The following is a 26,841-nucleotide window of genomic DNA, read 5'->3' on the forward strand; positions in this document are numbered from 1 at the left end:
CCTTCAACAAATCGAGTTTCGTTGATATCATCTAACATTACTACTCGTTTAGGATTAACAGCATAATGGCCAGAAGTACTCTCTTTAGAGGCTACATTTACTTTTTGATTTTGTACCATGTTTTTAATTTTAATTGTTATTGAAATATGTTAATGAAGTGTTATTCTTTCTAATGCCTGAAAGCATTCTTTTTAGTCCTGAATATTCAATATTTAGTTTAACTGAGGCGTCTTTTATTGAACAGTAAACTTTTTTAGTGGAAGTGTCTATTACTTTAATTCTTTTATTAAGGTGAGCAATATCACTAGCTTTTTTTATCGAAGCCTTTTGAGTATCCCACAAACCAGTCTTATATGCATGGTTTACATTTTCAGAATGAGTAATCCATTCTAAATTTTCAACCCTATTGTCATGTTTTATCCCATTCTTATGGTTAACACATTTTTTATTATCAGGATTAGGGATAAAACATAAAGCAACTAGTCTATGTATATATTCATATTTTACTAAACCATTGGCATAAATACCGATACTTTTATAACCTCTACCATTATCTTTAGGGGATATTTTTTGTCCTGATTTTCCCAATATAGAGCCATCGCTACAAATGGTATATCCTTTATACACTTTACTTTTCATATTAATATTCGTATTTGATTTTATTGAAGTACTCTTCGCCGGATATGCCGACCAAATCTTGGATATCACTCTTTGGAAGATTTTTTAAGATTAATAGTCCTTCATCTGTGAAGTTTGTGCTATACACCTCACCTTGTCGATTAATGGCACTTATGTGTTTTCTTAATTTTCTAGGGACTCGGTAAAGTGATGCAATAGCATCTTTAGCACTATTGTTTGATGGCTCTACACCAAGAAAAAACATACGGTCAGTACTCGGGCAATAGCAGCGAATGAAAGCGATATCTTCGTTCATAAGCCTTCCTTTGAATAAAGTATATACACCAATATTCATTCCTCCTGTAGTGCCTTCAAGAAATTTAGGCGCCTTCTTGTCAACATAGTTGTCGATCTCTTTAAGGTTTTTTGAAAGGAACCTAAACATGAATTCATCGCCGAACTTATCCCGGTAGAATGCTAGTATTGATGACTTAATTTCCTCGTTGCTCTCTTTAACAAAATCTTCAAAGGTTATTTCCTGACGTGAAAGTTTGTCAAACATTTCTTTTCCTAAATTGAATCCGTCAACGTAGTAGCAGTCAAACTGGGTGATATCTGTTGAATGCCCCCATTCTACAGCAATGCCACTTGTGTTATGAAGATCATTGCTAGAATTTCTGTGAACTTTTTGAGGATATTTCGATACAACACAAACCAACTCAGAGAATATTGCGGAGTATACTCCAGACTGAACATACAAGTCGTTCCAGGTATTTAAATCTACATTTATTGGCGCATCAATTTTTAATTCATTTGCCATAAACCCATACCATGCGATAAGAGCATTTGAGTATACATTAGTAGTAAAAAGGTAATCATAATTGTACTTGCCCAACTGTGAGTACAACTGTGAGTCCAACTGTGAGTACAACTGTGAGCGCAACTGTGAGTCCAACTGTGAGTACAACTGTGAGTCCAACTGTGAGCGCAACTGTGAGTACAACTGTGAGTCCAACTGTGAGTACAACTGTGAGCGCAACTGTGAGTACAACTGTGAGTCCAACTGTGAGTACAACTGTGAGCGCAACTGTGAGTACAACTGTGAGTCCAACTGTGAGTCCAACTGTGAGCGCAACTGTGAGTACAACTGTGAGTCCAACTGTGAGCGCAACTGTGAGTACAACTGTGAGTACAACTGTTCGCTTTCTATTTTTGGAGAATATCCCAGTTTTGGTAATTCTATGCCGTTTTTAATGCAATATATCAAGTAAAGTATAGGTGTGAATACCTTATCATTTGCCTTTATATAGTTGAATAGTATCTGACTTTCATATGGATTTTCAGCTACTAAAACTACAGGATTTTTATATCCACATTTTTCGTAGTTCCAATGGATAAGCGCTTCAGCGTTTTCCTTTTTAAAAGAATTGTATCGCCCACCATCAAATACACCTTTAGTATATTTATCAAGATATTCAGGTATTTTGGCTTGGATCTCGGGAGTAAAATCTTTAATTGTTTTCATTTTGTGGTTATTTTTTATTGAGATATGCGTTTCTTATTTCTTCGTCCGTACGGGGATCGGATATCTTTACGAATATTACAGTGTTTTTAAGATCTCCAAGCGGTATAGAACGTTGTTGGGTGATGTCGTGATTTCTAGTTTTAAATACTTTCTCTCCCTTTAAAAGCTTGATTTCACCGATGTTCATTTTCTTTAAAACCTGATCTTTAGTAGGAGATGATTGTATTTTTTTGGTCTTCTTGCTTACTTTTAAAACAGGTAGTTTGATCGGTTTAACCTCTTTCGGTTTTTTGAGTGTGGAAGGAGCCTTTTTAATAATTTTAGGCTTAGGTGGTTTTATTTTCTTTTCCTTAACACCCACTATTGTAGATATGTGCCGGGGTGATAAGTCGAATTCGTTTCCTATCGAAACAATAGAAGCGCCATTTTTGTACTTTTCCCTTATTTTATTATCCCTTCCGACAAGGTTAAGCTTTCTTATAAGATATCTATTTGTAAGTTTTGACACATCTGGAATAACTAGATTTTGCTCAGGAGGATCTGTTAAGTTGTTGTTTTTACAATACGTAAGGCAGCCGTATAAAACGCCCCTAGTAATGCTATACTTTTTGAGGATATCCGGCACAGGAACCTTCGAATCATAGTCTTTCCTGATTTTAGCATACAGGTATATTTTAGGTTCTACGTAGTCGAAACCTTTCTTTTTATATGCAGCAATCAGGTTGTTTAAATTGGTATAGGCTATGTTAAAGTGATTGGCTACTTCCATATTCGAGTAACCTTTGGACTTCAATGTAAAAGCTTCAATTACCATTTCTATTGAATACGCTTTCATGTCTCTTTATTTAGTCGTGAAATACTTAAACCAAGTTTTTTGGCTTCTTCTGGGTGCGTTTCGATGTGTTGGTGATGTGGCCAGCATAGGGCAGAAAAAAAGCGCTTATCTGTTAAGAAAGCACCTATTCTTCCGGCTATATGATGTAATGTTACTTCCCTACTTTTGCACCCTGGATATTGGCAAATAGGATTTTCTTCGAGATATTTATCTCGTAATATCCGGTACCGCTTAAGCTGGTCCAGTGACTTTTTAGAAAATTTTCGTATTTGCTTTTTAGGCTTGGGTAGGGGAGTCTTCTTTCTTTGCTTATCGTAACACCAACAACACATCTTCTTTGCATATATCTGTCGGGTATTTCCGCAAGATATGCAGGTTGATGTTTTGGGTTTAATCATATTACTGGAATAAGCCTGCCCATTTTAGGAAGAAGTAGGCAATAAAAACACTAATTAATTCGATCCAAAAGTTGTATTTACCATCTTTCGGTTCGCCATGTTTACTCAAACTTATTGCTACATTTAAAGTCCAAACAATTATTAAAATTACTTCGGGCGCTTTCATATTGATTCTATTTTAAATTTTGAATACTCTTGTCCTTTAGGGACTATTGTTTTTTTTACGTGTGCCTCCTCTATGTCTTTATCATTGAATCCGTACTTCTTTTGTAAGATGTCCTGAAAAGGTTTTACAGGATTATCCCAGTCAGCCATTGGGCTTGATTGTCCGAATTCTAGGTAAATTTTAAGAGGAGGTTTTGGTATTGATAGGAGAGGAAGGGAAAGCAAAACTATTTTTTCGTATGCTTTGTACTGAGGGGTTTTAAACCGTTTCCCTTGCCATGCTTGATTAACTGATAAAGGCTTGATGTTTATTGTTTGCCACATAAAGCATCCTTTCTGAGTTTTTTAAAAGTATCATGGGTAATCTTAAACGCCGAATGTGGACAATTTGGTTGGTTATAATAATCAACACTTGATTCAAGAGTAAGCAACATCACCGAAAATCCAGTATTTTCATTTCCATTTACTTCAGCAAGTATCCAGTCACCAATTTTGAATATAGAATCATCTTTATCAATAATCATTTCACAAAGTTCATTTAATGTTACTTCGTGATTAGGATGTGTAGGCAAGCATTGAATAACTTTGAACAAACCACCATGGTAAATTAACAAGTCATTACCGTGAAACTTATAATCACACATTATATCAGTTTCAATGTTTTGTCCGTGGTTGTTTAAGCGCTTGATAGCTTCTTTTAGCATCTTTTTGCTATAGATTACTACATGCACGTTTTCTAAGTTTCTTTCCATTTTTTATGGTTCTAAAATGTCTTTTAATTCTGTTTCCATCTCCACCAGTCCCTTAAACCAGTCCAGTAAAGCCAATTGAAGTGATTCTTTGTAAACTTTGCGGATGCCGTCGGTATTAGCAACAAGGTTATTAGCATCATTGAGTTCAAGCGACAATTGATTATGTCTATTCGGGTGCTGTACAATTTCTCCTCTAATCTTATTTATTGCCACTTTTTTACCCTCCTCCAAAAAGTACTTTTGTCGTTCAGGTGACAAGGAAAATAGGTTCAATTTTTTTGCAGCTGCCTTGTACAAATAATTACCATGATCCTCATAAAATCCGGTCGATTTATACCTATCAAAAGCATGTAATAAAAGCTTCTTATCTGTTTCCAAAATTTCACTTTCTGATGGTTTTTTGTTTTCGTCTCCCTTAGTTGGTGATTGATTTACGATTTTAAGCCTTTCAGAGCTTGTGTAGTGAATTTTTACGAAGTTTGTAAGTGAAACCACGTTCAGGCCGTGAAAGTCTCCGTAAAAGCCTAAAATTCCTTTTTCAATCGCTATGGGTATTTCTTCAACCCTTATGCTTGGGCAGGATAGCATGATAGCATCATGAAAAGAAGTTACGATGTGGTCTATCTTTTCCTGCTCGATCTCGAATTGCCCACGGCTCATGAAAGCTTTGTAAATCGCAGGCTGAACAACTGAATTGAAAGATACTTTGTCAATGTGCCTGACCTGTGGTGTACTAAGGGCGTCGGCTATCCTGGATAGTCCGTGCGCTGCTTGCCAGTTTTGATCTGTTACTTGCAATTTATTGTCCATGTTCTTTGATTATTGATTGTTGAAAAGCTTGCTGTAGGTTTACTTTTGCAGGCTTTGATTTTTCAGGTGGTTGTTCAATTTTTATCGTCCGACCTTGCCTAATCTCCGAGCTGATCCACGACGAACAGTATCGCTTGAATTCTGATTCTGTTTCCTCCGTCTTTCCTGATGAAAGCAAGTGAAGGCAAAAAGCGTCAAACCATTCTAAAACCTGATCAGGCAAAAGAGAATTTTTCATTCCTATTGAATCGAGCCAACTTTTATGTCCCGCGCAATTTTTTTTTAAAATTTCAATTGACTGTTTACCGAATGAAGTAGAAAAATTTTTTGTGTGTGGATCGCCTATTACAGTATCACTCACAGTAACAGTTACAGTATCATTAACAGTATCAGTTACAGTAACAGTATCAGCGATGTTTGCGACAGTGGCGATACGGGTGCGATCGCTGTTATCGCTATGCGATTTCGTGCGACTGGAAGCGATATTTTTTGCCTGTTCTAGTGATATTTCGTTTTTAATGAAAAGTTCATACAAATCGACATGCCATCTTTTTAAATTTCCTATCGCTCCGTTTTCGCTTTTGTCTTTCTTTTTTGTCTCGTATTTCTTAAGATCTCTCTTAAGTTGTGACTTAATTGGCTCGAACGCTATGTTCAAAATCCTGTTATCATTTGGCAGTTCCGGATATTCATCATTCACATATGAAAGTATATGTTTGATTAAAATACCGGCTTCCTCATTTGACAAAAGATTGAATTGTCCCTGCCAGTCGGCATACGCAACAAACGATTTTTTGTCATCCGCCATACCTATTCCTCCTGAGCTAAATTGTAAATAGTATGTGGACCAGTTTTAAGTATGGTACATGTCTTAGTTACATAATTGTTGTACGTAAGTATAGCGGCAAAACCCTGATCGGTGATTTCTTTGAATATGCTCAAAGCATTTTCTTTGGTGTTAGTCCTTATTGGAAGCGCGCTTTGTTTTGGCGCTACAATCTTGTAAGGTAAATTCTTGTCAAGTTCGTTGTCAAGATATTCGGCTCTGTTTATTTGTGACATACCTTTAAATATTAGCTTTAATAGTTCGGTTAATGGCCTGTTCCCGCTTCTTTACATCAACTGATTTAGACTTGTAAATAGCCTGCATAATCTTGTTGTTGTATTTGAATCTAACATCGACATCTACACCTGTATGTGTCTCTGAAATTAGTTCGTAATGTTTCATTTTTTCGTTTGGATTAGGTAAATAGAAACCTAGATATAAGGAGCATATGCGTTGTATATCTTCTATGTAATTAATGAATCCGGTGTTGCTTAAGTCTTTAGTTGATGGTTGGTTAAGGGTAGTCTTCCAGAACTTGTGAACAAGATTTATATCTGAAAAACGTTCCCTTTCATACCCATTAGATATTAGGGCTATTGAAGATAGTTCAATTATTACACCCCAATAGTAAGCATTTAAGTCTATGGATCGATTTTTCATTTATACCTCCTTGTATTGGATATTTGATGAAATTAGTTCAACGTACTCGTCCCGTTTATTGGTGGCTTCTTTAATCCTTTTTGCCATAAGGTCAATAGATTGATCATCTCGCTGAACTTCTAATAGATGCCAAAGAGGTTTACCATTATGAATGTAATAGTTAAAGAAATATGCTAAACGACGATCAGTTACCATCATTTGGTGCTGCATTTGCCATAGATATGCTTTGTCTATCTCAGATGATCCAAAGGCTACCAGGTTAAAGAATTTGTCTCTTTTAGGGCATTTTATTTCGAGTGTGCCAAAATCACCAACCAATCCATCAGGAGAGCTCCCAGTGTCTTTATTTAATTTTATAAATCCACATTTCTGCACATCAATAAAATCCATAGACATTATTTCACTAAACTTTTCAAAAGCTATAGGTTCAAGTTCAATACCTCGTTGCATATCGAATGAAGTGAATTCGTCGCTCCAGTCTTTACCTTCAACGATATCTATAGCTAATTCCATGCAATATGTTTCTCCTGTTTGCCCAAGTCCTTTAGCGCCCATTAATTTATGTATGGAAGAACTTGTGAACCTTCCCAACCTTTCCTGATACCATTCATTACTCCGCTGTTCCATCTTCTTTATATGCTAAGTATTCCAACTCTGTTTCAGGATCAATATCGTATGACTTTTTTATTTGATCTATTGTAGCATTGGCCGATTTAGCTTTTTCGAAGTTTGCTGAAGTGAACTTTGGTTTAGCCTTCTCAATCTTAGGTTGTACTGGCCTTATTCTTACACCGCCAACTGTTTCACCTTTCATTTTTACTGTAGCATCGATATACAGTTCAACTAAAATATCTTTCCAATCTTCGACAAAAGAAGATCCTCCGGAAAAAGTCTTTACAACCTTTGCATTAGTGGCATTAAGTACCAATGGCTTAATACCTTCATGGAAATATGCGATATTATAATCTCCTTTTTTACCAGCAACTGAAACGCCATATTCTTGTTTTACCTCTCTTATGTTGAATATTAGTTTTTTACCTTCCTCCACTAAATCTTCCAAGTCGGGCACACCTAGGTGATCAGACTTGTATACTTTTCTAAAGTGATGTTTTGATTGTGTGCTCATATCTTTAATTTTTTTCAAGTAGAATACTTAATACCATTATTGTTATCACAGCCGCCAACATAAGGGTGCAACCTATGCACTCAGCGATATCCATTTTGAATGACTTCTTTTCTTGGTCACTCAATATATCATAGCGATATCTTAACCGCTTGATCTGTCTTTTAAAGTATTTCATAACTATCGTTTTCTTTTGGTTTCTTTTTCCTTTATTACTTTGTTGAGGTCGAAAAAATGAGATCCTCCAATTGGGATAGAGGTTATTTGACCTGTATTTACCCATGAGATAACCGTTTGTCTAGTAACTCCGAACTTTTCTGACATCTTGGTCAGGTTCAATATTACAGGATCACTCTGTTTCTGCCTTTCTTTTTTGATAGCTGTATCAACGGCTCTATCAATGATGTCCGTTAACAGCTGCTCGTCAATCGTTACATGTAGCATATCAATAAATTTTAGTGTTTTAAAAAGTAAAGCCCGACTATCAAATCGGGCTTATTGACATTTACGTTATTAGGCGGCTAAAAATGTCTTAAATCTGCCTTCCTTATTTGGAGTAGCGAGGGCAGGAATCGAACCTGCGCCAACAAAAACCATCCTACTACACATCTTCGGATTTCGTTGTGTCAAATTAGAATCCCATGGGTGTATGATCCCAAACGTTACGATCTATTGCTTTCAGCGTCTACCATTCCGCCACCTCGCCGACCGTTCTAATCTTCGTTAGAAGTATCTTGAAAACTAACATTAACAGTTGTTCTATATAGGTTACCAATACTGTTGGCCATAGAAGAGCAAAGAAGCTGAGCTATGTGAGAACTGCCCTTTTTAGATTGAAGGAATTTTTTAACCTCTTCTTGAATTACACCATTTACTACTGTCATTTGCTCCTTTATCTGAGTTTGTACAGCTTCTCTTATTTGAGAAGTAACTACAGCATCAATCCAAGTGTATTTGTTGTCACTACTGTAGGAACTTACATTTCCATTAGCACTCACCTTTTGGGTTAACACTTGCTTTACTACTTGCTCAACAATAGCATCGGGGCCACCTAAAGCAGAAGCAATAGCATCTTTAATTTTGGCTTCTACAATTGGTTTAATAATTTCAGGGCTTACCTGCATGCTTACTAAATCGCTCATGATATATATTTTCTAAGGTTTATAATACTGTTTCTGCTTTTGCTTCATCAGAATAGGCACACACCTATTGACAGTTTATTTATGCCCGTGGTACTATTTCAAACCTGAGGGTATTGTTTGAACCTTACTATTTATAAGGACGCTGCGTTAATCCTACAGCCCGGAACGATTAGTTTGCTATCGCTACATCACACATCGAAGTGCTAAAGAACTTTTTCGCCTTTCGGCTTGGTAGGGGATTGCGGAATCGAACCGCTTCGCCTTTATCTTCCCCATATTCAGAGCATATTTAAAAGGCATAGCTCACGCCTGACAACCTTTTTCAGATTGTTTAAATAGTTGATATTTAAGTGTTTTAGTTTTTAAATAGAGAGTGTATAAAGGCTCTTCCTAACTCGGTCCAACGTGTTTGTATATCGGTACCCTTTTCACCATTATACTTGGTATAAGTATGGGTATATGATTCAGTGTACCCTTTATTTCTGAACTTCGACACAAGTAGCCATTTACCGCCCTGTTTGTAGTGGATTCCTTTTTCTTTGAGTAGCTGATTAAGTTTAATAGCGGTAATGCCTAACTCCTGAGCTATCACATTAATGGTAATATTTGTTTTTGATTGTAGGACCTCTTCACAGTAGGCAACTTTAGGCATGGCTTTAGTGATAACTTCATTAGCCTGAATAAGGGCATTGTCTTTTTGAGCTATTAATCGTTTTTGATCTTCAACCATATTGTTAAGGATCTGAAAAGCATTAGCTAAAACAACAGCATCAGATTGTGGTGATGAAGGTTTATTCTCTAACTCTTCCCAGCGATTGATCAATATAGCTCTTGCTTCATCGTTGAATTTAGTAGCAATGTATAGGCATTCCTTTTTTGAAAGTTGGTATTCTGGACGCTTTTCGCCTTTAGCATCAGTGTATTCAACCAATCCAAATTTTGATTGGTTTACTTTTTCCCATGCAAGTTCCATCTTTCGGATAGCTTGCATTACATGAGCGTGCTGTTTACCTGTCATTTCCGCCATTTCGCGGCTTGACATTGTTTGCTGAATGTTTGATAATTGGTTCATTATGATATCCTCCCTAAATAATAATCTTCCTCTATTTGGTAATATTCAAAAGTCCTTTCTGGAAATTCTTTCTTTAGTAAGCTTTTATACTGCTTAGCAGTATCATAATTTGAAACTTTTATTTGCATTCCCGCAGGTAATGATCGTAAAGCAGGCATTATAAGTGCATCTTTACCCCTTCTCTTTTTTAGCGAGAGCCAATTAGAAGGAACTTTTGTCATTGTAATGTCATTTGCAACCATAATTAATAGTTATTGTAAATTAATATGTAAACCATTTAGTATATTTGCACCACTATTGTAGATGTAAATATTTATTTGATATTACAAATGTAAACCGAAATGTAATATCATCCAAATATTTTGTAAACTAAAATGTATTATTTTATGCAACACATTGGTTATCAAGGAGAAAAATTTAAAGAATTTGTTAAGAATTATAAGGTTATAGATTCAGATACGAAGCTTTTTAGAAAAATTAAGATGGAAGAAGTGGCCGAAATGTTAGGTGTTTCTAGAAATCAGGTTTACAAATATTTTAATACAGAATATCTTGATGACAAAGTTGTGGTAAGAATTATGAGTGCATTTGAGGTAGGGGTGGAAGAAATATGGGGTGATATCGGCAAAAAAATTCAGATTAAGGATATTAATAAGTCCGGTGAAGACAGTATTACTGATATGTTAATGCAAATGCAAAATACTATTGACAAAGCATTAATAGATGACAAAATATTAAAACAGGAAGTTACGCCAATACCCACTGATGCTTATATGATGGTTGAGTATGTAGACCTATCTGCAAGCGCTGGAATACTGGGAGGGTCTAACGTTGATCTTTTACCGGAGACGAAAAAGAGGCTAGTGCCAAAAGAATTTGAAAAAGGCAATTACCTGGTTGTTAGAGTTAATGGAGATAGTATGGTGGACGGTACTGATATTTCCATACCTGATGGCGCAGAGATACTTGTAAAAGAGTATATACTTGAAAAGGGAGAAAAATTACCTATAAGAGGGAATTTATTTGTAATTTGCTCTAGAGAAGGAAATGTATTTAAGCAGATTGTAGAGCATAATTCAGATTTAGGATACTTAAGATGTCGCTCGTACAACAAGAAGTATTCTGATTATAATATCCCCTTAGATGACGTTTTCCAAATATTCATTTATAGAAAAATAGTAGGATATAGGCCATCTATTCCAGAAATATAACTAACAGATTAAATTATGATAAGGTTACTGTCTATTTTTTTGATATTATCTATATGTACAATAAATGCTTTTTCACAGAAGTTGTATGAATGGAAACCTCCTACAGTAAATTTTGTTATTAGAAACGATGTATCATTTAAGGATACATTATTTTTAATTGTTAAAGATAGGAGAGTTAAACCTGAGAAATTAAATACAGATACCGATTCAGAACAAATTACATCAACAATAGTTAATGATATTAAAAAGTCATTCCCTAGAGTTGTTATTATTGATAGAAGTACACCTAAAGAAGGTTCCTGCAATGTGCTGATAAATTTAGCATCTTATGGAGCTGGGTTTGGAACAGAAATTTCTGCTGGTGTCGGTATAGTTGGAGGTAATCTCGGTTCTTTTGTTTTTCCAAAGGGCAAATGGAATGCAATAACAGCATTGACATCTACTATTTTAAAACCGAATACCAAAGAGTCTAAGGACTTTTCAAGTGTTTCATCTAAAGATAACATATGGGGTTATAAAAGTTCTAGGAAGGCTCTAGAAGAGACTTATTCCTCTACAATTAACCAATTACTGCTTTTCATAGAGGATTCATTCACATTTTAAAGTATAAATTATGAAAAATCTATTATTTATAATATTGTCATTAGTGTTATTGGAAGTATCAGCTCAAACAGACAGTACCATAGAGGTATTGAAAGCGAAGTCTATGATTAACATCCTAAAGAAATCATTTGATGATAATAATGACATAAAAGATGTTGTAACTAAAAAACTTGATAGTTTAATTAGTGTTAGTACCAGTAAAGAAGCTATATTGATTTATAATAATGCAAAAATAGATATAGGTAAAGGTTTAGTTAAATTGAAAAAAAGTAAGGATGTAAGTACTCTAACAAAATCTGAATTAAAAGGGTTTACTATTGAAAATGATAAATTTAATAATATAATTTTTATAAAACCATACCAAAACTTGTTTGGTAACAGATTTGGATCTTATATTGTTATCAAAGACGGTTTATTGTCAATGAGATTTTATGCAGAATATAGATCTTCAGATTGGATTTTTTTCAATAGGATAATAGTATTGACAGGTGATAAAAAATACGAGTACCAAGATACGGAAACTCGAAGAGATGTTACTGGAGGAGTTGAAGAGGTGTCGGATGTTACTGTAGATGATTATTTGATGAGTATGTTAATAGACATATCAAAGTATAAGAAAGCAGAAGTAAGATTTCAAGGTAAAGACTATTATGCAGATAGAGAAATGTCCAAGAGAGAAGTCCAAAATATTACGAACATACTTCAAATTTATAACAAGTTAATTGTAAACTAAAAACAGTAATTATGAATATTTTTAAATTATTCTTAATATCATCTCTATTCATATTGTTAGGATCTTGTTCAAAAGAAGACAAAATATCTAATACTAATACTGTAGAGGTAAAGTATTGGATTAGTGTTAATCAAACTAAAGATACTTGGCTAGGATACCTAAAAATAGGGGATAATGAATTTACAGAAATACCTTATAATTCAAGTATGAATTATGGCATACCTGACAAAGGAAAAGTTGGAGACAAGATTTCGCTTTACCTTAAATCAGATCCTCGTTTTATGAACCAAAATAAGATGTATGTAACCATTGGTGACTCGTATATGAAAAAAGAGGTCAAGGGTAAACAAGGGGAATCTGAAATAAAACTAGAATACACTATTACCCAGGAGGACCTAGAGTACTACAGATGGTATATAGGTAATAAGTAAACAGCACTATATTTTATGAAAGTATATGAAATGCTTAAGATTCTTGAGGAATATAGAACCTATAGGCCATCAAAGAGTACTGGTAAAGATTTCATGGATGCTCTGAGCATGGGTATTGCTGAAGGGCTAGTAACAGACAATGGTGATTATTTTATGCTTACAGATAAAGGCCACATGGTAGTTAGGGATTTTTCATCTTTTCAAGAATATAAAGACTACTTGGCCCGGGATCTTGATATCGACAAGAAAGTAAAAACAAGTACTATCAGTAACAATGTTTGGAGCATAAGGATTGCTGCATTAGGTGTTATTATATCCATGCTCATCGCGGCCATTCCTATTTGGGTAAATAACCAAGATAGCAAGGAGACCCGGGCAAAGCTTGATACTCTATCTTCTGAGGTAAGTCTTCTAAAGAAAACTAATGAGCATACGAAAGATAGTATAAAGGCATTGGCAATCCAGAAATAAATAGTTGACAAAAAATCAATAAAAACCATAACTACAAAAATTAGTAAATAATATCAAAAATACTAATAAAATTAGATATAAAAATTAATGAGACTGTTATTGTTGATCATATCTTTTTTCATGTTCACATCCTGTGTAACTAATAACTACATACAAATGTATGCGGATGAGGAGATAGTATTGTATTCAAAACCAGAAGAAGGTAGTCACGATATAATAGTAATACCATCAGGTAGCGCCATTTACGTTAATAGTAGTAGAGAGAAAAATGATTATAGAGAGTTTCGATATGGGCGCTATAAGGGATGGTCCAGAAGTAATAAATATGTTTATGGAAAGAAAGGATGGACAAATAAGTTATATGGCACTGGGGCTGTCAGTAATTCAACAATAGATTCAACGTCTCAAAGATCATATTATACTCCTTCATCTAGATATACACCATCTGGTGGTACAGTCCAAGTAAAAGGATACTATAGAAAAGATGGTACTTATGTAAGGCCGCATACTAGAAGTTCTCCAAGGCGGAGATGAATTAGTGCCATAAATAGTGCCATATAAAAAATAAAACCATCTAACTTATTGAAAATTAGATGGTTTAAATTAAACTCTGTCGGGATGGCCGGATTTGAACCGACGACCTCCAGCACCCCATGCTGGCGCGATACCGGGCTACGCTACATCCCGAATTATTCCAATAGATATAGATCTGATCATCCTAAACTTGATTTTTCAGGAATAATTTTTGGTGGTGCTAAAATAATAATTATTGACAAAAAATAAAATCTAAATAAAAAAATAGGATATCCAAACAAATGGTCGGACATCCCTATTCTTTTAATTTTATTCGTATCCTCCTGTGCACTTTTTTCAAAAAGTTTCAGAGGACTTTTGTTATTGTAACAACTTCTTTTGAAACTGTTTTTTGAAAAATTGCAGTTAGAATTTATACCCAACCATAATGCCGACGGTTTTGTTTTTGGCATCCAAAGTTTTGTCCACACTTGTGAATCCATGGCTGTAATAAGCGTCTACTGTAAAGCTACTAACGTCAATGCCGATTCCTGCTCTTCCATCAAGAGAGAATTTCTTATAATCTGTAGCTGTGCTGGATTTGACAGTCTTTAGATCATAATTTAATTGTGGTCCCAATAGGCCACGAAGGCTGAAATCACCATTTTGCAAAAATGTATAACCGACTTGGAGTGGAAGATTGATCTGATAGAATTTAGGCGTCTTTTGTGTGTTTTCAAAAGTATATTCTTTTCGCAATAGACTAGCTCCGATGCCTGGTTGGAAGAAGATACGATCTCCAATCCGTGCAAATGCAGCAACAGAAACCCCTACTTTGCCGTTATTGTCTTTAACGGATTTATTGCCAAATGACGTCATGTGATAGTTGCTCCCTACTTGTATACCATAGGTAACTTCCTGTGCTTGTACTGTACCTGTTATTCCTAGTAATGTCAATGCCACTAAGGCCGCTTTGATTGTTGTTTTCATCTTTGATACTATTTTTTTGTTATCTAGTTTTTCGTGTTCTTTTATTCTATGACAACGGAAAATCAGTATACCCTTAGAAAAAAAACATTTTTCTATTTTTAGATAATTAACTTTAGTTCCAATCTTACATAGCTGATAGCGCATTGTCATCATTTAATTCGACTGGATGTACATATTGAAGGGTAAACTCGCGTATATCGAGAGGATCATGGCAGTTTATACTGAAGAATTATGTTCTCGGGTATATATGGATGGTAGGAGGACGATCGTACATATTGATAGTTGACTTCAGGTGTTGAAATGGTTTTTAAAGACTGTTTATTAATAAGTTGATGGAGCGTTATTATCAGCGAGAAAAAAAAGTAAAAAATAAATAAGGGTAATGACTACTTGTGTTGTCTTAGTATAAAGTAGATTGTTTAATCAAATGGTAGATTTGGCCAATGTCGGAAAATAAAGAAAAGAATTTCGAGCAGCTTTTTCGAGCGCATTACAAGGAATTGCATCGTTATGCTTTTAGATACTTGGGGGATAGTGATGGTGCTGAGGAAGTCGTACAGCAAGTATTTCTGAGGTTATGGGAGAAAGATTGGGAAGAGCAGATTCATACTTCGCTGAAAGCTTACCTTTATCGTGCTATCTATAATGAGAGCATGAATGTCCTCAAAAAGGAACAACGTAAGTTCAAATATCAGTCTTATGAACAACATCGACAGGAATGGGAGCCTGCGGTGGATGAAAGTAGTAAGGACCTGGATAAAAAATTAAGGGTTGCCCTGGCTGAACTGCCTGAAAAAAGTAGGACGGTGTTTGAGTTGAGCCGTTTTCAGGAGATGAAATACAAGGATATTGCAACAACATTGGATCTTTCTATAAAAACAGTCGAAGGACATATGAGTAAGGTCTTGCGTCATCTGCGTGTTGAGCTAATGGATTATTTAACATTGATTATTTTCTATCTTATCTATATACTATGAATAAGGAATTACTGGAAAGATATATCGTTGGGGAAACTAACGAAGCAGAGAATAATTTGGTACAACGCTGGATGGAGGAAGATCCTGACAATAAAGCGGAATACCTAAAAGTGAAAAATGTATTTCTATCTTATCTATATGCTATGAATAAGGAATTGCTAGAAAGACATATGGTCGGGGAAACGAATGACGCTGAGCGTAGGATCGTAGAGGAATGGTTGGAAAAAGACGCTAATAATAGGGAGGCATATTTGCAAATGAAAAAGTTATGGGATAGTCTACCTAAACCCCTGGAGGTTCCAGAAGTAGATGTGGATAAGGCTTGGATGGATTTTAAAGTTGTTAGGGACAGGAGAACATCGGAACCTACTGAAATCCCCAACAGGAAAACGCACCTGATTCAATGGAATTGGTGGGCCGCGGCGAGCATTTTGTTGGTCTGCATGGTTGGATTCTATGTATTTGACCGTTCACAGCGAAAAGAAATGCATCTTGCTAGCCAAGAGACGGTACTTCAAAATTCACTACCCGACGGGTCTATGGTGACACTCAACAAAAATACGGAGTTAGCTTACTCAAGCACCTGGAGCAATAAAAACAGAAATGTGGAATTGAAAAAAGGAGAGGTGTTTTTTCAGGTACAAAAAGATAAAAAGCATCCTTTTGTAATCGCGACAGGTAATACGAAGATCACGGTACTGGGGACAAGTTTTAATGTGCGTCGCATTCCCAATGCAACGGAGGTCATCGTCGCCACGGGATTGGTCAAAGTGGCCTATGCAGATAAAGAGATTTTCCTGCGACCAGATCAGATGCTGACGATCAGAGATCTAGATACCATGAAAGTTGAAAAGAAACCCGTTCAGGATAAATTCTATAAATACTATGTAGACCGTGAGTTTAATTTTGAAAATACACCTTTAAAGAGGGTTGCTGAGGTGCTTAGTCACGCATATGATTATAAGGTTATGATAGATGATCCTGCTCTTGAAAAAATACCATATACAGCCGAATTTAAACAAAATAGTTTGGCAGAAATACTCAAGGTGATGGCAAAGAGCTTGGACTTAAAGATTGAGGTCCAGGGTAAAGAAATCCACTTAACAAGTAATAAAAAGCAATAACATGTTTTCGAAACAAAATTGTACAGATAGCATCATGATACTATTTTTTATAAAGCGAATCAGGTTTTATATCCTATTCTCTCTGCTATGCTCCTTTCATTGGGGGCTAGCGCAGCAAAAGCTTGCTGCTGAAATTCAAATGCCTGCTTTCTCTAAAGCAACGGTTGGCGAAGTCTTTCAGCTACTAAAGGAACGGCAAGATGTGTTGTTTTCCTTCAATGGAAATATTTTACAGATGGATAGTGTCATTTACCCCAGGGCTTATAAGGGAAATTTATATGATTATCTCGATGGGATTTTGGGTAAGGAGTATAGCTTTAAAGAATTAGGCAAACATATTATTGTTCAATATACGCCACAACGGATGTCGGTTGATTTTGAGGTACAGACCCCGAGGAAAGACAAGGTTGTGATCACAGGGTATATCAAAAATATCCGAACCAATAATCCGATATCCAATGCCAGTATTTTCGACCGAAGCGCTTTGCTATCTACGTTAACAGACAAAAATGGTTATTTTGAATTGGATGTCAAGAAAAAAAGTAATCTGATCGCAGTGAATGTGAGTAAGGAGATGTTTCGGGATACCAGTGTAATGGTTATTTTTCCTATTGAAGCAAAAATAGGAGATAAAAAGAAACGGCAATACGGTTATTTCGAAGGCTATGAAGAAGATCATGGCCTTTATAAGTCTTTTTTTGGCCGGATATTCCTTTCTCCTGCCCAACAGATACAGAGCATGAATCTGGGTGGTATGTTTTTGTATAGTCCTTATCAAATTTCTATGACACCCGGATTAAGTTCGCATGGATTTATTCGATCACAGATTGTCAATAAGTTTTCATTAAATATTATCGGCGGTGCAACCGCCGGAGTCAGGGGCGTTGAGCTCGGGGGTGTATTCAATATCAACCAATATAATATGCAGGGATTCCAGGTAGCGGGGGTATTTAATACTGTCGGCGGTAATGTTGGTGGAGTACAGTTAGCGGGGGTAGGTAATCGGGTTTTTGGAACCGTTAAAGGTGTTCAGGTTGGCGGGGTATTGAATAAGGCTGACACGGTACGGGGCGTACAGATCGCTGGTGTCGCTAATACCGCAAAGGAAGCTGCTGGAACAACCCAATTAGCCGGTGTATTAAACAATAGCAGCGGAGATGTGGGCATCCAAATAGCAGGTATTGCCAATAAGGCAAAAAAAGTAAAGGGATTTCAGCTCGCAGGAATAGTTAATATTGCCGATAGTAGTGATTACCCGATCGGTCTATTAAACCTAATCAAAAACGGAGAAAAAAATCTGTCGTTGGCAATAGACGAGGATAGCTATCTTTCGTTGCAGTTTCGTTCCGGAGGTCGGGTACTCTATAGTGTCTTATCTATCGGTGCGGTTCTTGGTAACGATGGTCCTGCGAAATATGCCTTTGAAGCAGGATTGGGTGCTGTACTGTTGAATAAATCCAAGTTTGCACTCCGTACGGAAATTACCACACGTAATCATTTAACGGATAAATTTAAATCATTGGACAATCACCAATCTTCCTTTCGTGTGATCCCGGCATATAAATTGACCGATGCGTTATCGATATTTGTGGCACCAAGTTTCAATTATGCTGAGCGGGATGAAGATGCTGTATCAGGCGGTGGTACCCAATGGAAAGCTTGGGGAAGAGACCGTACGAGAAACACGTTTTATGGTGGTGGAACAGCGGGGGTAATGTTAAAATTATAAAACTAAAACTATTTGGGTTGTACAGCTGTTATATAAGTAGCTTTTAAACATTTAACATTTTAGATAAGTGCCCTTTGTTATTTCAACAAAGGGCACTTATGTGTTAACTGGTCTATGGACCAATATGTATCATTGAGTTGTAAATCTATGTTTTAGTTATGCAACAACTGTAGCAGTCTTCAATACATTCCGATAAGGATAGGAGTGGAAAATATGTCTACGTGCAAATCGTCCCAAAGAATCGGCATTGACAAATTTTACATAGTCATTTCGTTGGACGCCAAAGTATTCATATTGACTGCCATCGTGAAAGGTGATCGTCAATATCTGGGCTTTCCAATCAATATCTTGAATACCTGAATTCGTGATTGTCTCTGTATAGATCGGTAATTGTTGTTCAATTGTCTCGGGGCAGATGCTTACCAAAAAATGATAAGCTTCAATCATTTCTACACTCTTTTGTTCAGCAGCCAAACGACCTTCTTCGTCATTGACAAATTTATCCGGATGACATTCTTTCATGATCGTCCGGTAAGTGGATTTTAGGGTTTTGAGATCCACTGATTTATCCACATTTAACAACTTACGGTAGTCGGCAATTTTTTTCATGGCGGCAAAGATATGCTTAATAATCAGATTATTTGCATTATCCTAGAAATAAGATTATTTTTTACCTAAGGTTTTTACATAGAGCTGTTCAACCTTCTCTCGGGCCCAGGGTGTTTTTCGTAGAAAAGTTAGCGAGGATTTAACACTCGGATTTTCATTGAAACACCGGATGGATATCCTTTGCCCCAGTTCTTCCCATCCGTAATATTCCACTAAATATTCGATGATTGTATCCAACCGTTTTCCGTGTAATGGATTATTGACTTGTTCTTGCATGTTGTAAAGTTAGAAATCTTTGTACACTTTATAATAACTTTTTATTGTGTTGTTATACCATTAAGCTTAATCCAATGGTATTTTAACTAAGAGTTCTTGAGCTGTTCTGCAAGCAAATCAAGCTGTTGATCGAGCTTTTCATCCCAGATATTTCCTACTGCATCAAGTTTTCCTTTCACGCCCTGAATAAGAAGGTTCCTTTCGGAATCAAGTTGAGCACCAAGTCCCTGCATTATACGTTGTAGCTCGGCATGGCCCGTTTCGCCCTGTGCTGATGCGGTAATAATACTGACGGGTTTTTCTGTAAAAATGGTCGTTGCTGCACACCATTCGAGTAGATTTTTCAATCCGCTTGGGATACTGAAAATGTACTCCGGACTGCTGATCAATACCAGATCTGCATCCTGAATGACCTGGCGCAAAGCGATGATTTCGATTGGCGGACGGGATGTACTTTCCTCAGGGTCGAAATGCGGGAGTTCCTTCAGGCGGTCAAAGAGAATAAGATTGACCTCGGGGTTTACTTTATGTTGGAGATGACGTACGAGCTGATGATTGGATGAATGTTCGCTTGCGCTGCCTATTATCGCGAAAATGGTTTTCATTGAATATATTTACTTGCTGGGATTAAAGACCCTGATTGTTTAATTTATTAATTTGCCGACACTTCCATGTCAATTTTACGATGTAAGATTTTGAAGCGACTAATTTACGATTATAGATCCATACGGTTGACATAGTTTTTTGCCTGAAGGTAATTTTTCCGCTCCAGAAAAAATAACAGTACAGTGGGGTACAGCGTGAAAATATGGCTACTATCGAACCTATTTTTAAGTCCCGACAATAGGACCTCACAGATAATCATCACCAAAACAAATAGAAATAGATTGAGTATAATAATTGCTTTTAAATCTCTTTTCCTCGCAAATTGATACCGAATGAAACTGGGATAATCGATCGTCATAAAGGCAAGTTGGGCGAGTAGGAAGGTCATTATTCCAACAAAAAAAAAGATACCCTGGTTAGTATAGGATTGAGTGATTAGCGATTCTAAAGTGATGAAATCTGCGCGGAAATAGAAAAAACAGACAATGCCAAGCAGGATAAAAAGTGAAAACTTATAACCTCTTTTTTCCATTTGGATCAGATTGGTCAATTTATTCAGCGTATCAAACAATTTGCAGATGATGGCAGTGATGACCAAACACACAATACAGTTGATCTGAAAAGTGCCAAAAAGGCCAATGATATCATCCTCTGCGTCTGTCTGTAAATAAGCTCTTCGAATAATTAGAAAGAGACAAAAAATAAGGTTATAAATAGTCGCGTAAAAAGAGACACGTTGTAGTATTAAAAGTCTTCGATCTTGCTTCTGTTGTTCAGCCTGTATTTCTGCTGCTTCGTCAACAGGAATAGCTGTGTGTTGTAAATTGAGTTGCTGTGGGCTATCAGGCCCTACACTGGGAGGATCTGAATGAATGGCCTGGACTTCAGCTATACCTGATACCCGCTCAGAATTGGTTGGTTTCTCAGGATAGGCAATAGGTTCATCAATTTTGCTGTCAACGATTTCGGCCTCTAGTAATTCTTCATTTTCCGGATGAAATTTTTGTGGTGTCAAATAGCGAATAGATTTCCGGAGCAAAAAGATAATAATCGCGATCCAGGCCAATGCAAAGACAGTAATAAATACCCATTTCATCATCAATAAGCGGATACATAGGTAAATTATTGGCGTGATTAAGTAGGCCAAAATTCCTTTTGGACGCATTTTTCGATTATCTTTAAGCCACCGCAATACATAGTAGTTCAGTACAATACAGATAAATAGGACAATAATAATTTCAGACCACATACAAATAACTATACCTAAAGATAAAAACTTTTTCCTTTTACGGATTAAGTTTATACTTTTGGAAGCAGGGACGTAAAATAGCTTGAATACAGATTATATGCTTTGTTATGAGAAATAAAATGGGGTACCGCCTGTTGTGGGAGCGTATTCGTACGGGGGACGAGGCTGCATTTTTTGATCTGTATGGGGCACTTTATCAAGAACTTGTTAATTTTGGAATCCGTACCTGTGGAAATACTGATTTGGCAAGTGAAGCGACGGATCAGGTTTTTGTCAAGATCTGGGAAAAAAGAATGCAGCTTGAACGCGTTGAAAATGTACAGTCCTACCTTATTACCTTTCTAAAGCGGCGTATTCTACGCCTGATCGAAAAGCAACATAAAATTAATACTGCGCTTCAGAATGTAAAAGCGGAAGATGAATGGATTGAGATGCCTTATGAAGAGTTTGTAATCAAAGTGCAAACCAATGAGATTATTCAGATCCGTTTGAAAGAAGCACTGGAGAAGTTGTCTTTTCGCCAAAAACAATTGGTCAATCTAAAGTTTTTTGAAGGCTATTCGTATGAAAAGATCTCTGAAATCACGCAGATGTCTGTCAAAACGGCGTATAATACGCTTTACGATGCGCTAAAAATATTGCGGGAGGAGCTGAAGGACATTTAATGATAATACCGACAACTGTTGTTGTAAGCGAATCATAGCGTATTCGTTAAGTATTATACCTCTTCTTTGTGTTGTTTTTTAAAATAAACAACCTGATTATCAGTATTTTATAAAATAGTTTGTTTTTTTCTTAGGAAAAAGATCTCTTCTTGGGCACTATAGGGTAAATACCCATTAGAATGAGCCAAAAAGATTATAAACAGTTAGAAGATTTTTTGATTGACGATACTTTTCAAAAGTACTGCTCTGGAGAAGATAAAAACTGTATCCTTTACTGGCAACAATACTGCTTAAATCATCCAGAGCAGGTCGAAATGATCCTAAAAGCCAAACGTCTTTACCAAATTTTGGTCGGAAACCGAAAATCTATCCATGAACAGATGGAGAGATTGAAGACTGACCTCCAAAATATGCCAATTGAATCTGCACCTATCCGCCAGATTACATGGCAAAAGTGGGGCGCTATTGCTGCGGTATTTGTCGCTTTGGTCGCAGGCGGATTATGGTACTATTCACGTCCGACGAATGCTATTGCTCCACAAGCGATAACAAACGTTGGTCAGGTGTATCAGACAAAGAAAGGTGAAAAGAAGACCTTTGAGTTAATTGATGGCAGTACTGTTACCCTCAACTCAGCAAGTAAATTGGAGCTGTCTTCGGATTTTAATGGTGAATTGCGCTTGGTGCGGTTGGTCGGTGAAGGTTATTTTCAGGTCGCAAAGAATAAAGAAAAACCATTTATGGTGCAGGCTTCTGATTTTGATATCAAAGTTTTGGGAACGACCTTCAACGTGAAAAGTTATCCCGAAGAACCAACGGCCGAAGCTGTATTGGTGGAGGGGTCTATTGAGATGAAAAGCAAAGGACAGCGCGAGAATTCCGTTGTTATTAAGCCAAATCAAAAAATTACGATATTTAAAAACCAAACTGAGCTTGCGGTAAATGCAAGTAAAGGAAATAAGCCAACCTTAAGTAAGTTGCCCATTAAGGAAATTGCAATCGAAAATATCCCCGTAATGGAGTCAAATACCACCGAAATACCAGATATCGCATGGAAAGAAAATAGATTGGAAATCGTGGACCAAGATTTCGAATCTTTACGAAGAACCCTGGAGCGCTGGTATGATGTGGATATTCAGCTTCAAAGTGAAGAATTGAAAAGATATCGCTTTACGGCAACCTTTAGCAAAGAAAATATTACTCAGGTACTGAGTGCTTTACAAAAAGTCGAACCATTTAAATTTGAACTATATGGGAAAAAAATAACTATCTCAGAAAAATAAAAAGGATGGTGGACCAACACCATCCTTCATTGAAAAAATGATTAACCAAAAGCAGCAACATTGGGGCGTGCTGCTTAATATTAATTTTAACCAACACTAAAATATGATTAAAAATTGCTTATTGCAAATGCGCAATGGATATATTGTGCATTTTAGATTCATTATCCGGATGAAACTAGCCTTAATTATGACTATGTGTGCTGTAATCAATGTTTCAGCATCTGTATTTTCCCAACAAAAAGTGTCCTTGGATGTTCAAAAAACAAAACTGAGCAAGGTACTTAAACTGATCGAAGAGCAAAGTGATTATTATTTTGTCTATAATTCGACAAACGAGAATTTAAATAAAGAAGTGTCTGTCAATGTCAATAATACGAAGGTATTGGACGTGTTGGCGAAGCTTTTCAATAAAAGTGGACTGGCTTATTCAGTATCCAAAGAAGGACTTGTTGTGGTTAGTCAACAACAACAAGTTGTCGTTTCGGGTACGGTAACAGATGATAAAGGGAATCCGTTAGCGGGAGCCAGTGTCCGTGTTAAAGGTACTGCTGTAGGGCGAGCGACAGATATTAATGGACGGTTTTCCATCGACGCCGCGACTGGCAATACGTTGATCGTTTCTTTTGCAGGCTATGCATCACAGGAAGTGGCTGTGACGAAAGATGGCGATATGAAAATCATCTTAATCGAAGACAATCGCATGTTAAATGAGGTGGTGGTGACAGCATTGGGTATGAAAAAGGAAAAACGCTCTTTGGGATATTCAGTGACACAGGTTGCAGGAGAATCTTTGACTACAGCACGTGAAAATAACGTCATGAATTCACTTGTCGGAAAAGTAGCAGGTTTGGATATTAGTTCAACTTCAGGTGGGGCAGGGGCCGCATCAAATGTAACTATACGCGGTGTTTCCAGTCTGAATCAAACAAATCAACCCTTATATGTGATTAATGGTATACCTATGGAGAGTAAGCCGGTAGGTATAGGTAATGCGAATACTAAAGGAAACGCCGGTAGTCAGTGGGACAATGCCCCAGATTTAGGTGATGCAATCAGCAATATCAATCCTGACGACATCGAAAGTATTTCGGTATTAAAAGGAGCTGCTGCTTCAGCATTATATGGTTCGCGGGCAAAAGCAGGTGTTATTTTAATTACAACAAAATCTGGAAAGGGGAATTCGATAGATTTTAATAGCAATTTCGTAGGGGAACAAATTATAGATAATACCAACTGGCAAACAGTATATGGCCAGGGCGCTAATGGTGAGAAGCCAAATACCCAAGCGGGTGCCGCTCAGGTTGGTGGTTCCAGTTGGGGGGCAAAGTTGGATGGTACACCGGTTGTGCAATTTGATGGAAAGGAAAGACCATATTCATTGCAGAAGGGAAATCTTAAGAGGTTTTATAGAACAGGTTCGACATGGACAAATACTTTGGCATTGAATAAATCTTTTGAGGGTGGTTCAATCCGTCTATCAGGAACAAACGTAGATAATAGATCTGTTGTACCTAATTCGGGTCTTAAGAGACAGTCTTTCAATTTGGTCGGATTATTTGAGCCACTTAAAGGTTTGACTGTTGACGCACGTTATAATATGATTTTAGAGCAAGTGAAAAACCGTCCAATGGTATCTGATGGTGCTGGAAATGCCAATTATAACGCGATGTTTTTACCGACAAGTATTAATATCAATGATTTAAAGCCATGGAAAGGTGCTGATGGCAATGAGATTCTCTATAACGCAGGTAACGTTTATGCAACTAATCCTTGGTTTGCTGCAAATGAATTTGTCAACAATACCAATCGGGATCGCTCTATTGCTTCTGTAACTGCAAAATATACAATGAATAATGGCTTGTTTTTTCAGGGACGCGTGGGACGGGACGGATATTCCGATCACTACAAGAATGTAGTTCCTTCAGGTACGGGATATTATCCAAGTGGAAAGATTGCGGAGCAAGAAACAAAATTTGCAGATGTCAACACAGATATATTGATTGGCAAGTCTTTTGTACTAGGAGATTATACATTGACCCCCAATATTGGAGCGAGTTACAGAAATACGAAAATCAAACAGACCACGAATTTAGGAACGGATTTCGCCATATTTGGTGTGTATAATATATTAAACGCAAAAAATAAGTCTGTTGGTTATCTTGAGAGTGAATCGGAAACACAATCCACTTATGGTACATTGGAATTTGCCTATAAAGATGTCGCTTATTTAACCGGAAGTTTACGGTCAGATTGGTTTTCTACTTTAGCAACACCCGGATTTGACAATAAATTGAATTCTGTATATCCGGCTGTTTCGGGTTCATTTATCTTTTCAGAATATTTAAAACCATCATGGTTGAGTTATGGAAAGTTGAGGGCCGGTTTTGCGCAAGTGGGACAAGCTACAGATCCATATCAAACCTTGTTAACTTATAATTTTAGGAGCGAAACGCTGAATGGGCAACCATTGGGAACAATTTCAAATGCAAACATTCCCAATTCTTCCTTAAAAGCTTCAACTGCAACAGAGTTGGAAATTGGAACTGAATTACGCCTTTTCAATGACCGCGTGAATTTAGATCTTACTTGGTATAACAAAAAGTCGAAAAATGAAATTTCGTTTATAACGACACCTTCTTCAAGTGGTTATACCGGTGCTGTGTTAAATGCAGGTGAAATGCAAAATAAGGGGTTTGAGGCATTAATTTCAGCAACAATTCTCAAATCAGAAAACTTTAAATGGGTTTCTTCATTGAATGGTTCATATAATGATAATAAAGTATTGTCTTTGGCCGAGGGAATGGATGAGCAATCTGTCGCAACTTCACGCTCAGGAGTAGGCTATTTAATGAATCGGGTAGGGATGCCTGCTTTCCAAATTATGGCATTTGACTATAAATACGACGATAATGGCAATATTGTTAAGGCTGATGATGGCTCTCCTGTTCGTGGTGATTTAAAACCTTATGGTTCTGCAATGAACAAATGGTTTGCGGGTTGGAACAATGAATTCAATTATAAACGCTTCAATTTTTCTTTTTTGATTGATGGAAAATGGGGTGGAAAGCTGTTTTCAGGAACGGATTATTACGGATACATTGCCGGATTACATCAAGAAACAGTAGCAGATCGCGAAAGTTTAGGTCGTACAGCAGCAACCTACTATACCAATACTGCAAACAATGTATCGAAGATATTTGTCAACAATGCTGATTTTGTTAAGCTACGTCAAATTGTTGTGGGATATACTTTCCCATCCAATTTATTTAATAACAAGATTAAGGCGATAACAGTTAGTGCTGTAGCGCGAAATCTTTGGATAATTATGAAAAAGACAAATAATATTGACCCTGAATCAAGTTACAATGCTACTTTTCCAGGTTTGGAACTCGGTGGTGTTCCCGCTGTACGTACGTATGGTATTAATTTAAGTGTTAAATTTTAA

General features: G+C 36.6%; 33 protein-coding genes and 2 tRNA genes. 11 read left to right on the plus strand and 24 right to left on the minus strand.

Features of this window, described 5'->3' with window-relative positions:
- Nucleotides 1-129 precede the first annotated feature (129 nt).
- The 18 genes from OGI71_RS00005 to OGI71_RS00090 all read right to left on the minus strand — a co-directional run bounded on the left by OGI71_RS00005 (nt 130) and on the right by OGI71_RS00090 (nt 10,168).
- Nucleotides 130-639: an HNH endonuclease gene (locus OGI71_RS00005; RefSeq protein WP_282253296.1), complete on the minus strand. Its 510-nt coding sequence runs from the start codon at nt 637-639 to the stop codon at nt 130-132.
- A gap of 1 nt (nt 640) precedes the next feature.
- Nucleotides 641-2,143 (minus strand): hypothetical protein, encoded by a 1,503-nt coding sequence (locus OGI71_RS00010; protein WP_282253297.1) that lies wholly within the window; start codon nt 2,141-2,143, stop codon nt 641-643.
- 7 nt (nt 2,144-2,150) lie between these two features.
- Nucleotides 2,151-2,978: a hypothetical protein gene (locus tag OGI71_RS00015; RefSeq protein ID WP_282253298.1), complete on the minus strand. Its 828-nt coding sequence runs from the start codon at nt 2,976-2,978 to the stop codon at nt 2,151-2,153.
- 151 nt (nt 2,979-3,129) lie between these two features.
- Nucleotides 3,130-3,321: a hypothetical protein gene (locus OGI71_RS00020; protein WP_282253299.1), complete on the minus strand. Its 192-nt coding sequence runs from the start codon at nt 3,319-3,321 to the stop codon at nt 3,130-3,132.
- 56 nt (nt 3,322-3,377) lie between these two features.
- Nucleotides 3,378-3,542, minus strand: coding sequence for a hypothetical protein (locus OGI71_RS00025; protein ID WP_282253300.1), 165 nt, complete (start codon nt 3,540-3,542; stop codon nt 3,378-3,380).
- The gene (locus tag OGI71_RS00030) at nt 3,539-3,865 is read right to left on the minus strand and encodes a hypothetical protein (RefSeq protein ID WP_282253301.1); all 327 of its coding nucleotides are present in this window, start codon (nt 3,863-3,865) and stop codon (nt 3,539-3,541) included. Before OGI71_RS00030 ends, OGI71_RS00025 begins: the two co-directional genes overlap by 4 nt.
- Entirely contained in the window at nt 3,850-4,293 is a 444-nt protein-coding gene (locus OGI71_RS00035) for a hypothetical protein (RefSeq protein WP_282253302.1), read from the minus strand. The genes OGI71_RS00030 and OGI71_RS00035 overlap by 16 nt, the downstream gene beginning before the upstream one ends.
- 3 nt (nt 4,294-4,296) lie before the next feature.
- The gene (locus tag OGI71_RS00040) at nt 4,297-5,103 is read right to left on the minus strand and encodes a hypothetical protein (RefSeq protein ID WP_282253303.1); all 807 of its coding nucleotides are present in this window, start codon (nt 5,101-5,103) and stop codon (nt 4,297-4,299) included.
- The gene (locus tag OGI71_RS00045; protein WP_282253304.1) at nt 5,093-5,911 is read right to left on the minus strand and encodes a DUF6291 domain-containing protein; all 819 of its coding nucleotides are present in this window, start codon (nt 5,909-5,911) and stop codon (nt 5,093-5,095) included. The genes OGI71_RS00040 and OGI71_RS00045 overlap by 11 nt, the downstream gene beginning before the upstream one ends.
- 2 nt (nt 5,912-5,913) lie before the next feature.
- The gene (locus tag OGI71_RS00050) at nt 5,914-6,165 is read right to left on the minus strand and encodes a hypothetical protein (RefSeq protein WP_282253305.1); all 252 of its coding nucleotides are present in this window, start codon (nt 6,163-6,165) and stop codon (nt 5,914-5,916) included.
- Between the two features lie 4 nt (nt 6,166-6,169).
- Nucleotides 6,170-6,331, minus strand: a complete 162-nt coding sequence (locus OGI71_RS00055) for a hypothetical protein (RefSeq protein ID WP_282253306.1) — start codon at nt 6,329-6,331, stop codon at nt 6,170-6,172.
- Between the two features lie 258 nt (nt 6,332-6,589).
- Nucleotides 6,590-7,216: a lambda exonuclease family protein gene (locus OGI71_RS00060; RefSeq protein WP_282253307.1), complete on the minus strand. Its 627-nt coding sequence runs from the start codon at nt 7,214-7,216 to the stop codon at nt 6,590-6,592.
- Nucleotides 7,200-7,715 carry a hypothetical protein gene (locus OGI71_RS00065; protein ID WP_282253308.1) on the minus strand — a complete coding sequence of 172 codons (516 nt, stop codon included), beginning with the start codon at nt 7,713-7,715 and terminating at the stop codon, nt 7,200-7,202. The genes OGI71_RS00060 and OGI71_RS00065 overlap by 17 nt, the downstream gene beginning before the upstream one ends.
- Before the next feature lie 177 nt (nt 7,716-7,892).
- Nucleotides 7,893-8,156, minus strand: coding sequence for a hypothetical protein (locus tag OGI71_RS00070; protein WP_282253309.1), 264 nt, complete (start codon nt 8,154-8,156; stop codon nt 7,893-7,895).
- A 113-nt stretch (nt 8,157-8,269) separates the two neighbouring features.
- Nucleotides 8,270-8,418: transfer RNA gene (locus OGI71_RS00075), tRNA-OTHER, on the minus strand.
- A gap of 7 nt (nt 8,419-8,425) precedes the next feature.
- A complete protein-coding gene (locus OGI71_RS00080) occupies nt 8,426-8,854 on the minus strand; it encodes a hypothetical protein (RefSeq protein WP_282253310.1) in 429 nt (142 codons plus the stop codon).
- 355 nt (nt 8,855-9,209) lie between these two features.
- Nucleotides 9,210-9,926, minus strand: coding sequence for a phage regulatory protein/antirepressor Ant (locus OGI71_RS00085; protein WP_282253311.1), 717 nt, complete (start codon nt 9,924-9,926; stop codon nt 9,210-9,212).
- Nucleotides 9,926-10,168: a hypothetical protein gene (locus OGI71_RS00090; protein WP_282253312.1), complete on the minus strand. Its 243-nt coding sequence runs from the start codon at nt 10,166-10,168 to the stop codon at nt 9,926-9,928. Before OGI71_RS00090 ends, OGI71_RS00085 begins: the two co-directional genes overlap by 1 nt.
- 144 nt (nt 10,169-10,312) lie before the next feature.
- On the opposite strand from OGI71_RS00090, the gene OGI71_RS00095 reads away from it, so the two are divergent.
- From OGI71_RS00095 to OGI71_RS00115, 5 genes are read left to right on the plus strand one after another with little or no spacing between them, the layout of a single operon-like run.
- Nucleotides 10,313-11,137: a LexA family transcriptional regulator gene (locus OGI71_RS00095; protein ID WP_282253313.1), complete on the plus strand. Its 825-nt coding sequence runs from the start codon at nt 10,313-10,315 to the stop codon at nt 11,135-11,137.
- A 15-nt stretch (nt 11,138-11,152) separates the two neighbouring features.
- Nucleotides 11,153-11,740 carry a hypothetical protein gene (locus OGI71_RS00100; protein WP_282253314.1) on the plus strand — a complete coding sequence of 196 codons (588 nt, stop codon included), beginning with the start codon at nt 11,153-11,155 and terminating at the stop codon, nt 11,738-11,740.
- A gap of 10 nt (nt 11,741-11,750) precedes the next feature.
- Complete coding sequence (locus OGI71_RS00105; protein ID WP_282253315.1) at nt 11,751-12,473, plus strand: hypothetical protein; 723 nt, start codon at nt 11,751-11,753, stop codon at nt 12,471-12,473.
- An 11-nt stretch (nt 12,474-12,484) separates the two neighbouring features.
- A complete protein-coding gene (locus OGI71_RS00110; RefSeq protein WP_282253316.1) occupies nt 12,485-12,904 on the plus strand; it encodes a hypothetical protein in 420 nt (139 codons plus the stop codon).
- A gap of 30 nt (nt 12,905-12,934) precedes the next feature.
- Nucleotides 12,935-13,375: a hypothetical protein gene (locus tag OGI71_RS00115; RefSeq protein ID WP_282253317.1), complete on the plus strand. Its 441-nt coding sequence runs from the start codon at nt 12,935-12,937 to the stop codon at nt 13,373-13,375.
- 613 nt (nt 13,376-13,988) lie between these two features.
- Here OGI71_RS00115 and OGI71_RS00120 read toward each other — a convergent pair.
- Together OGI71_RS00120 and OGI71_RS00125 are read right to left on the minus strand one after the other, a co-directional pair.
- A tRNA-Pro gene (locus tag OGI71_RS00120) sits at nt 13,989-14,062 on the minus strand.
- 252 nt (nt 14,063-14,314) lie between these two features.
- Nucleotides 14,315-14,878 (minus strand): porin family protein, encoded by a 564-nt coding sequence (locus OGI71_RS00125; RefSeq protein ID WP_282253318.1) that lies wholly within the window; start codon nt 14,876-14,878, stop codon nt 14,315-14,317.
- Between the two features lie 443 nt (nt 14,879-15,321).
- On the opposite strand from OGI71_RS00125, the gene OGI71_RS00130 reads away from it, so the two are divergent.
- The 3 genes from OGI71_RS00130 to OGI71_RS00140 are packed head-to-tail and all read left to right on the plus strand — an operon-like array spanning nt 15,322 to nt 18,708.
- Nucleotides 15,322-15,855 carry an RNA polymerase sigma-70 factor gene (locus OGI71_RS00130; protein ID WP_282253319.1) on the plus strand — a complete coding sequence of 178 codons (534 nt, stop codon included), beginning with the start codon at nt 15,322-15,324 and terminating at the stop codon, nt 15,853-15,855.
- Nucleotides 15,852-16,979 (plus strand): FecR domain-containing protein, encoded by a 1,128-nt coding sequence (locus OGI71_RS00135; protein ID WP_282253320.1) that lies wholly within the window; start codon nt 15,852-15,854, stop codon nt 16,977-16,979. Before OGI71_RS00130 ends, OGI71_RS00135 begins: the two co-directional genes overlap by 4 nt.
- Before the next feature lies 1 nt (nt 16,980).
- Nucleotides 16,981-18,708, plus strand: coding sequence for a hypothetical protein (locus OGI71_RS00140; protein ID WP_282253321.1), 1,728 nt, complete (start codon nt 16,981-16,983; stop codon nt 18,706-18,708).
- Nucleotides 18,709-18,864: 156 nt separating this feature from the next.
- Here the strand turns inward: OGI71_RS00140 and OGI71_RS00145 are convergent, their stop codons facing one another.
- The 4 genes from OGI71_RS00145 to OGI71_RS00160 form a co-directional block, all read right to left on the minus strand.
- Nucleotides 18,865-19,317, minus strand: coding sequence for a KTSC domain-containing protein (locus OGI71_RS00145; protein WP_259187265.1), 453 nt, complete (start codon nt 19,315-19,317; stop codon nt 18,865-18,867).
- 54 nt (nt 19,318-19,371) lie between these two features.
- Nucleotides 19,372-19,593 carry a VF530 family protein gene (locus OGI71_RS00150; protein WP_223584702.1) on the minus strand — a complete coding sequence of 74 codons (222 nt, stop codon included), beginning with the start codon at nt 19,591-19,593 and terminating at the stop codon, nt 19,372-19,374.
- An 86-nt stretch (nt 19,594-19,679) separates the two neighbouring features.
- Nucleotides 19,680-20,198: an NAD(P)H-dependent oxidoreductase gene (locus OGI71_RS00155; protein WP_282253322.1), complete on the minus strand. Its 519-nt coding sequence runs from the start codon at nt 20,196-20,198 to the stop codon at nt 19,680-19,682.
- 110 nt (nt 20,199-20,308) lie between these two features.
- Nucleotides 20,309-21,448 (minus strand): hypothetical protein, encoded by a 1,140-nt coding sequence (locus OGI71_RS00160; RefSeq protein ID WP_282253323.1) that lies wholly within the window; start codon nt 21,446-21,448, stop codon nt 20,309-20,311.
- 107 nt (nt 21,449-21,555) lie between these two features.
- Between OGI71_RS00160 and OGI71_RS00165 the strand changes: the two genes are divergently transcribed.
- From OGI71_RS00165 to OGI71_RS00175, 3 genes are all read left to right on the plus strand, one after another.
- Entirely contained in the window at nt 21,556-22,113 is a 558-nt protein-coding gene (locus OGI71_RS00165; protein WP_282253324.1) for a sigma-70 family RNA polymerase sigma factor, read from the plus strand.
- Nucleotides 22,114-22,292: 179 nt separating this feature from the next.
- Nucleotides 22,293-23,396, plus strand: coding sequence for a FecR domain-containing protein (locus tag OGI71_RS00170; protein WP_282253325.1), 1,104 nt, complete (start codon nt 22,293-22,295; stop codon nt 23,394-23,396).
- A 169-nt stretch (nt 23,397-23,565) separates the two neighbouring features.
- Nucleotides 23,566-26,841, plus strand: a complete 3,276-nt coding sequence (locus tag OGI71_RS00175; protein WP_282253326.1) for a SusC/RagA family TonB-linked outer membrane protein — start codon at nt 23,566-23,568, stop codon at nt 26,839-26,841.

Source organism: Sphingobacterium sp. ML3W, from assembly GCF_029542085.1.
GTDB lineage: Bacteria > Bacteroidota > Bacteroidia > Sphingobacteriales > Sphingobacteriaceae > Sphingobacterium.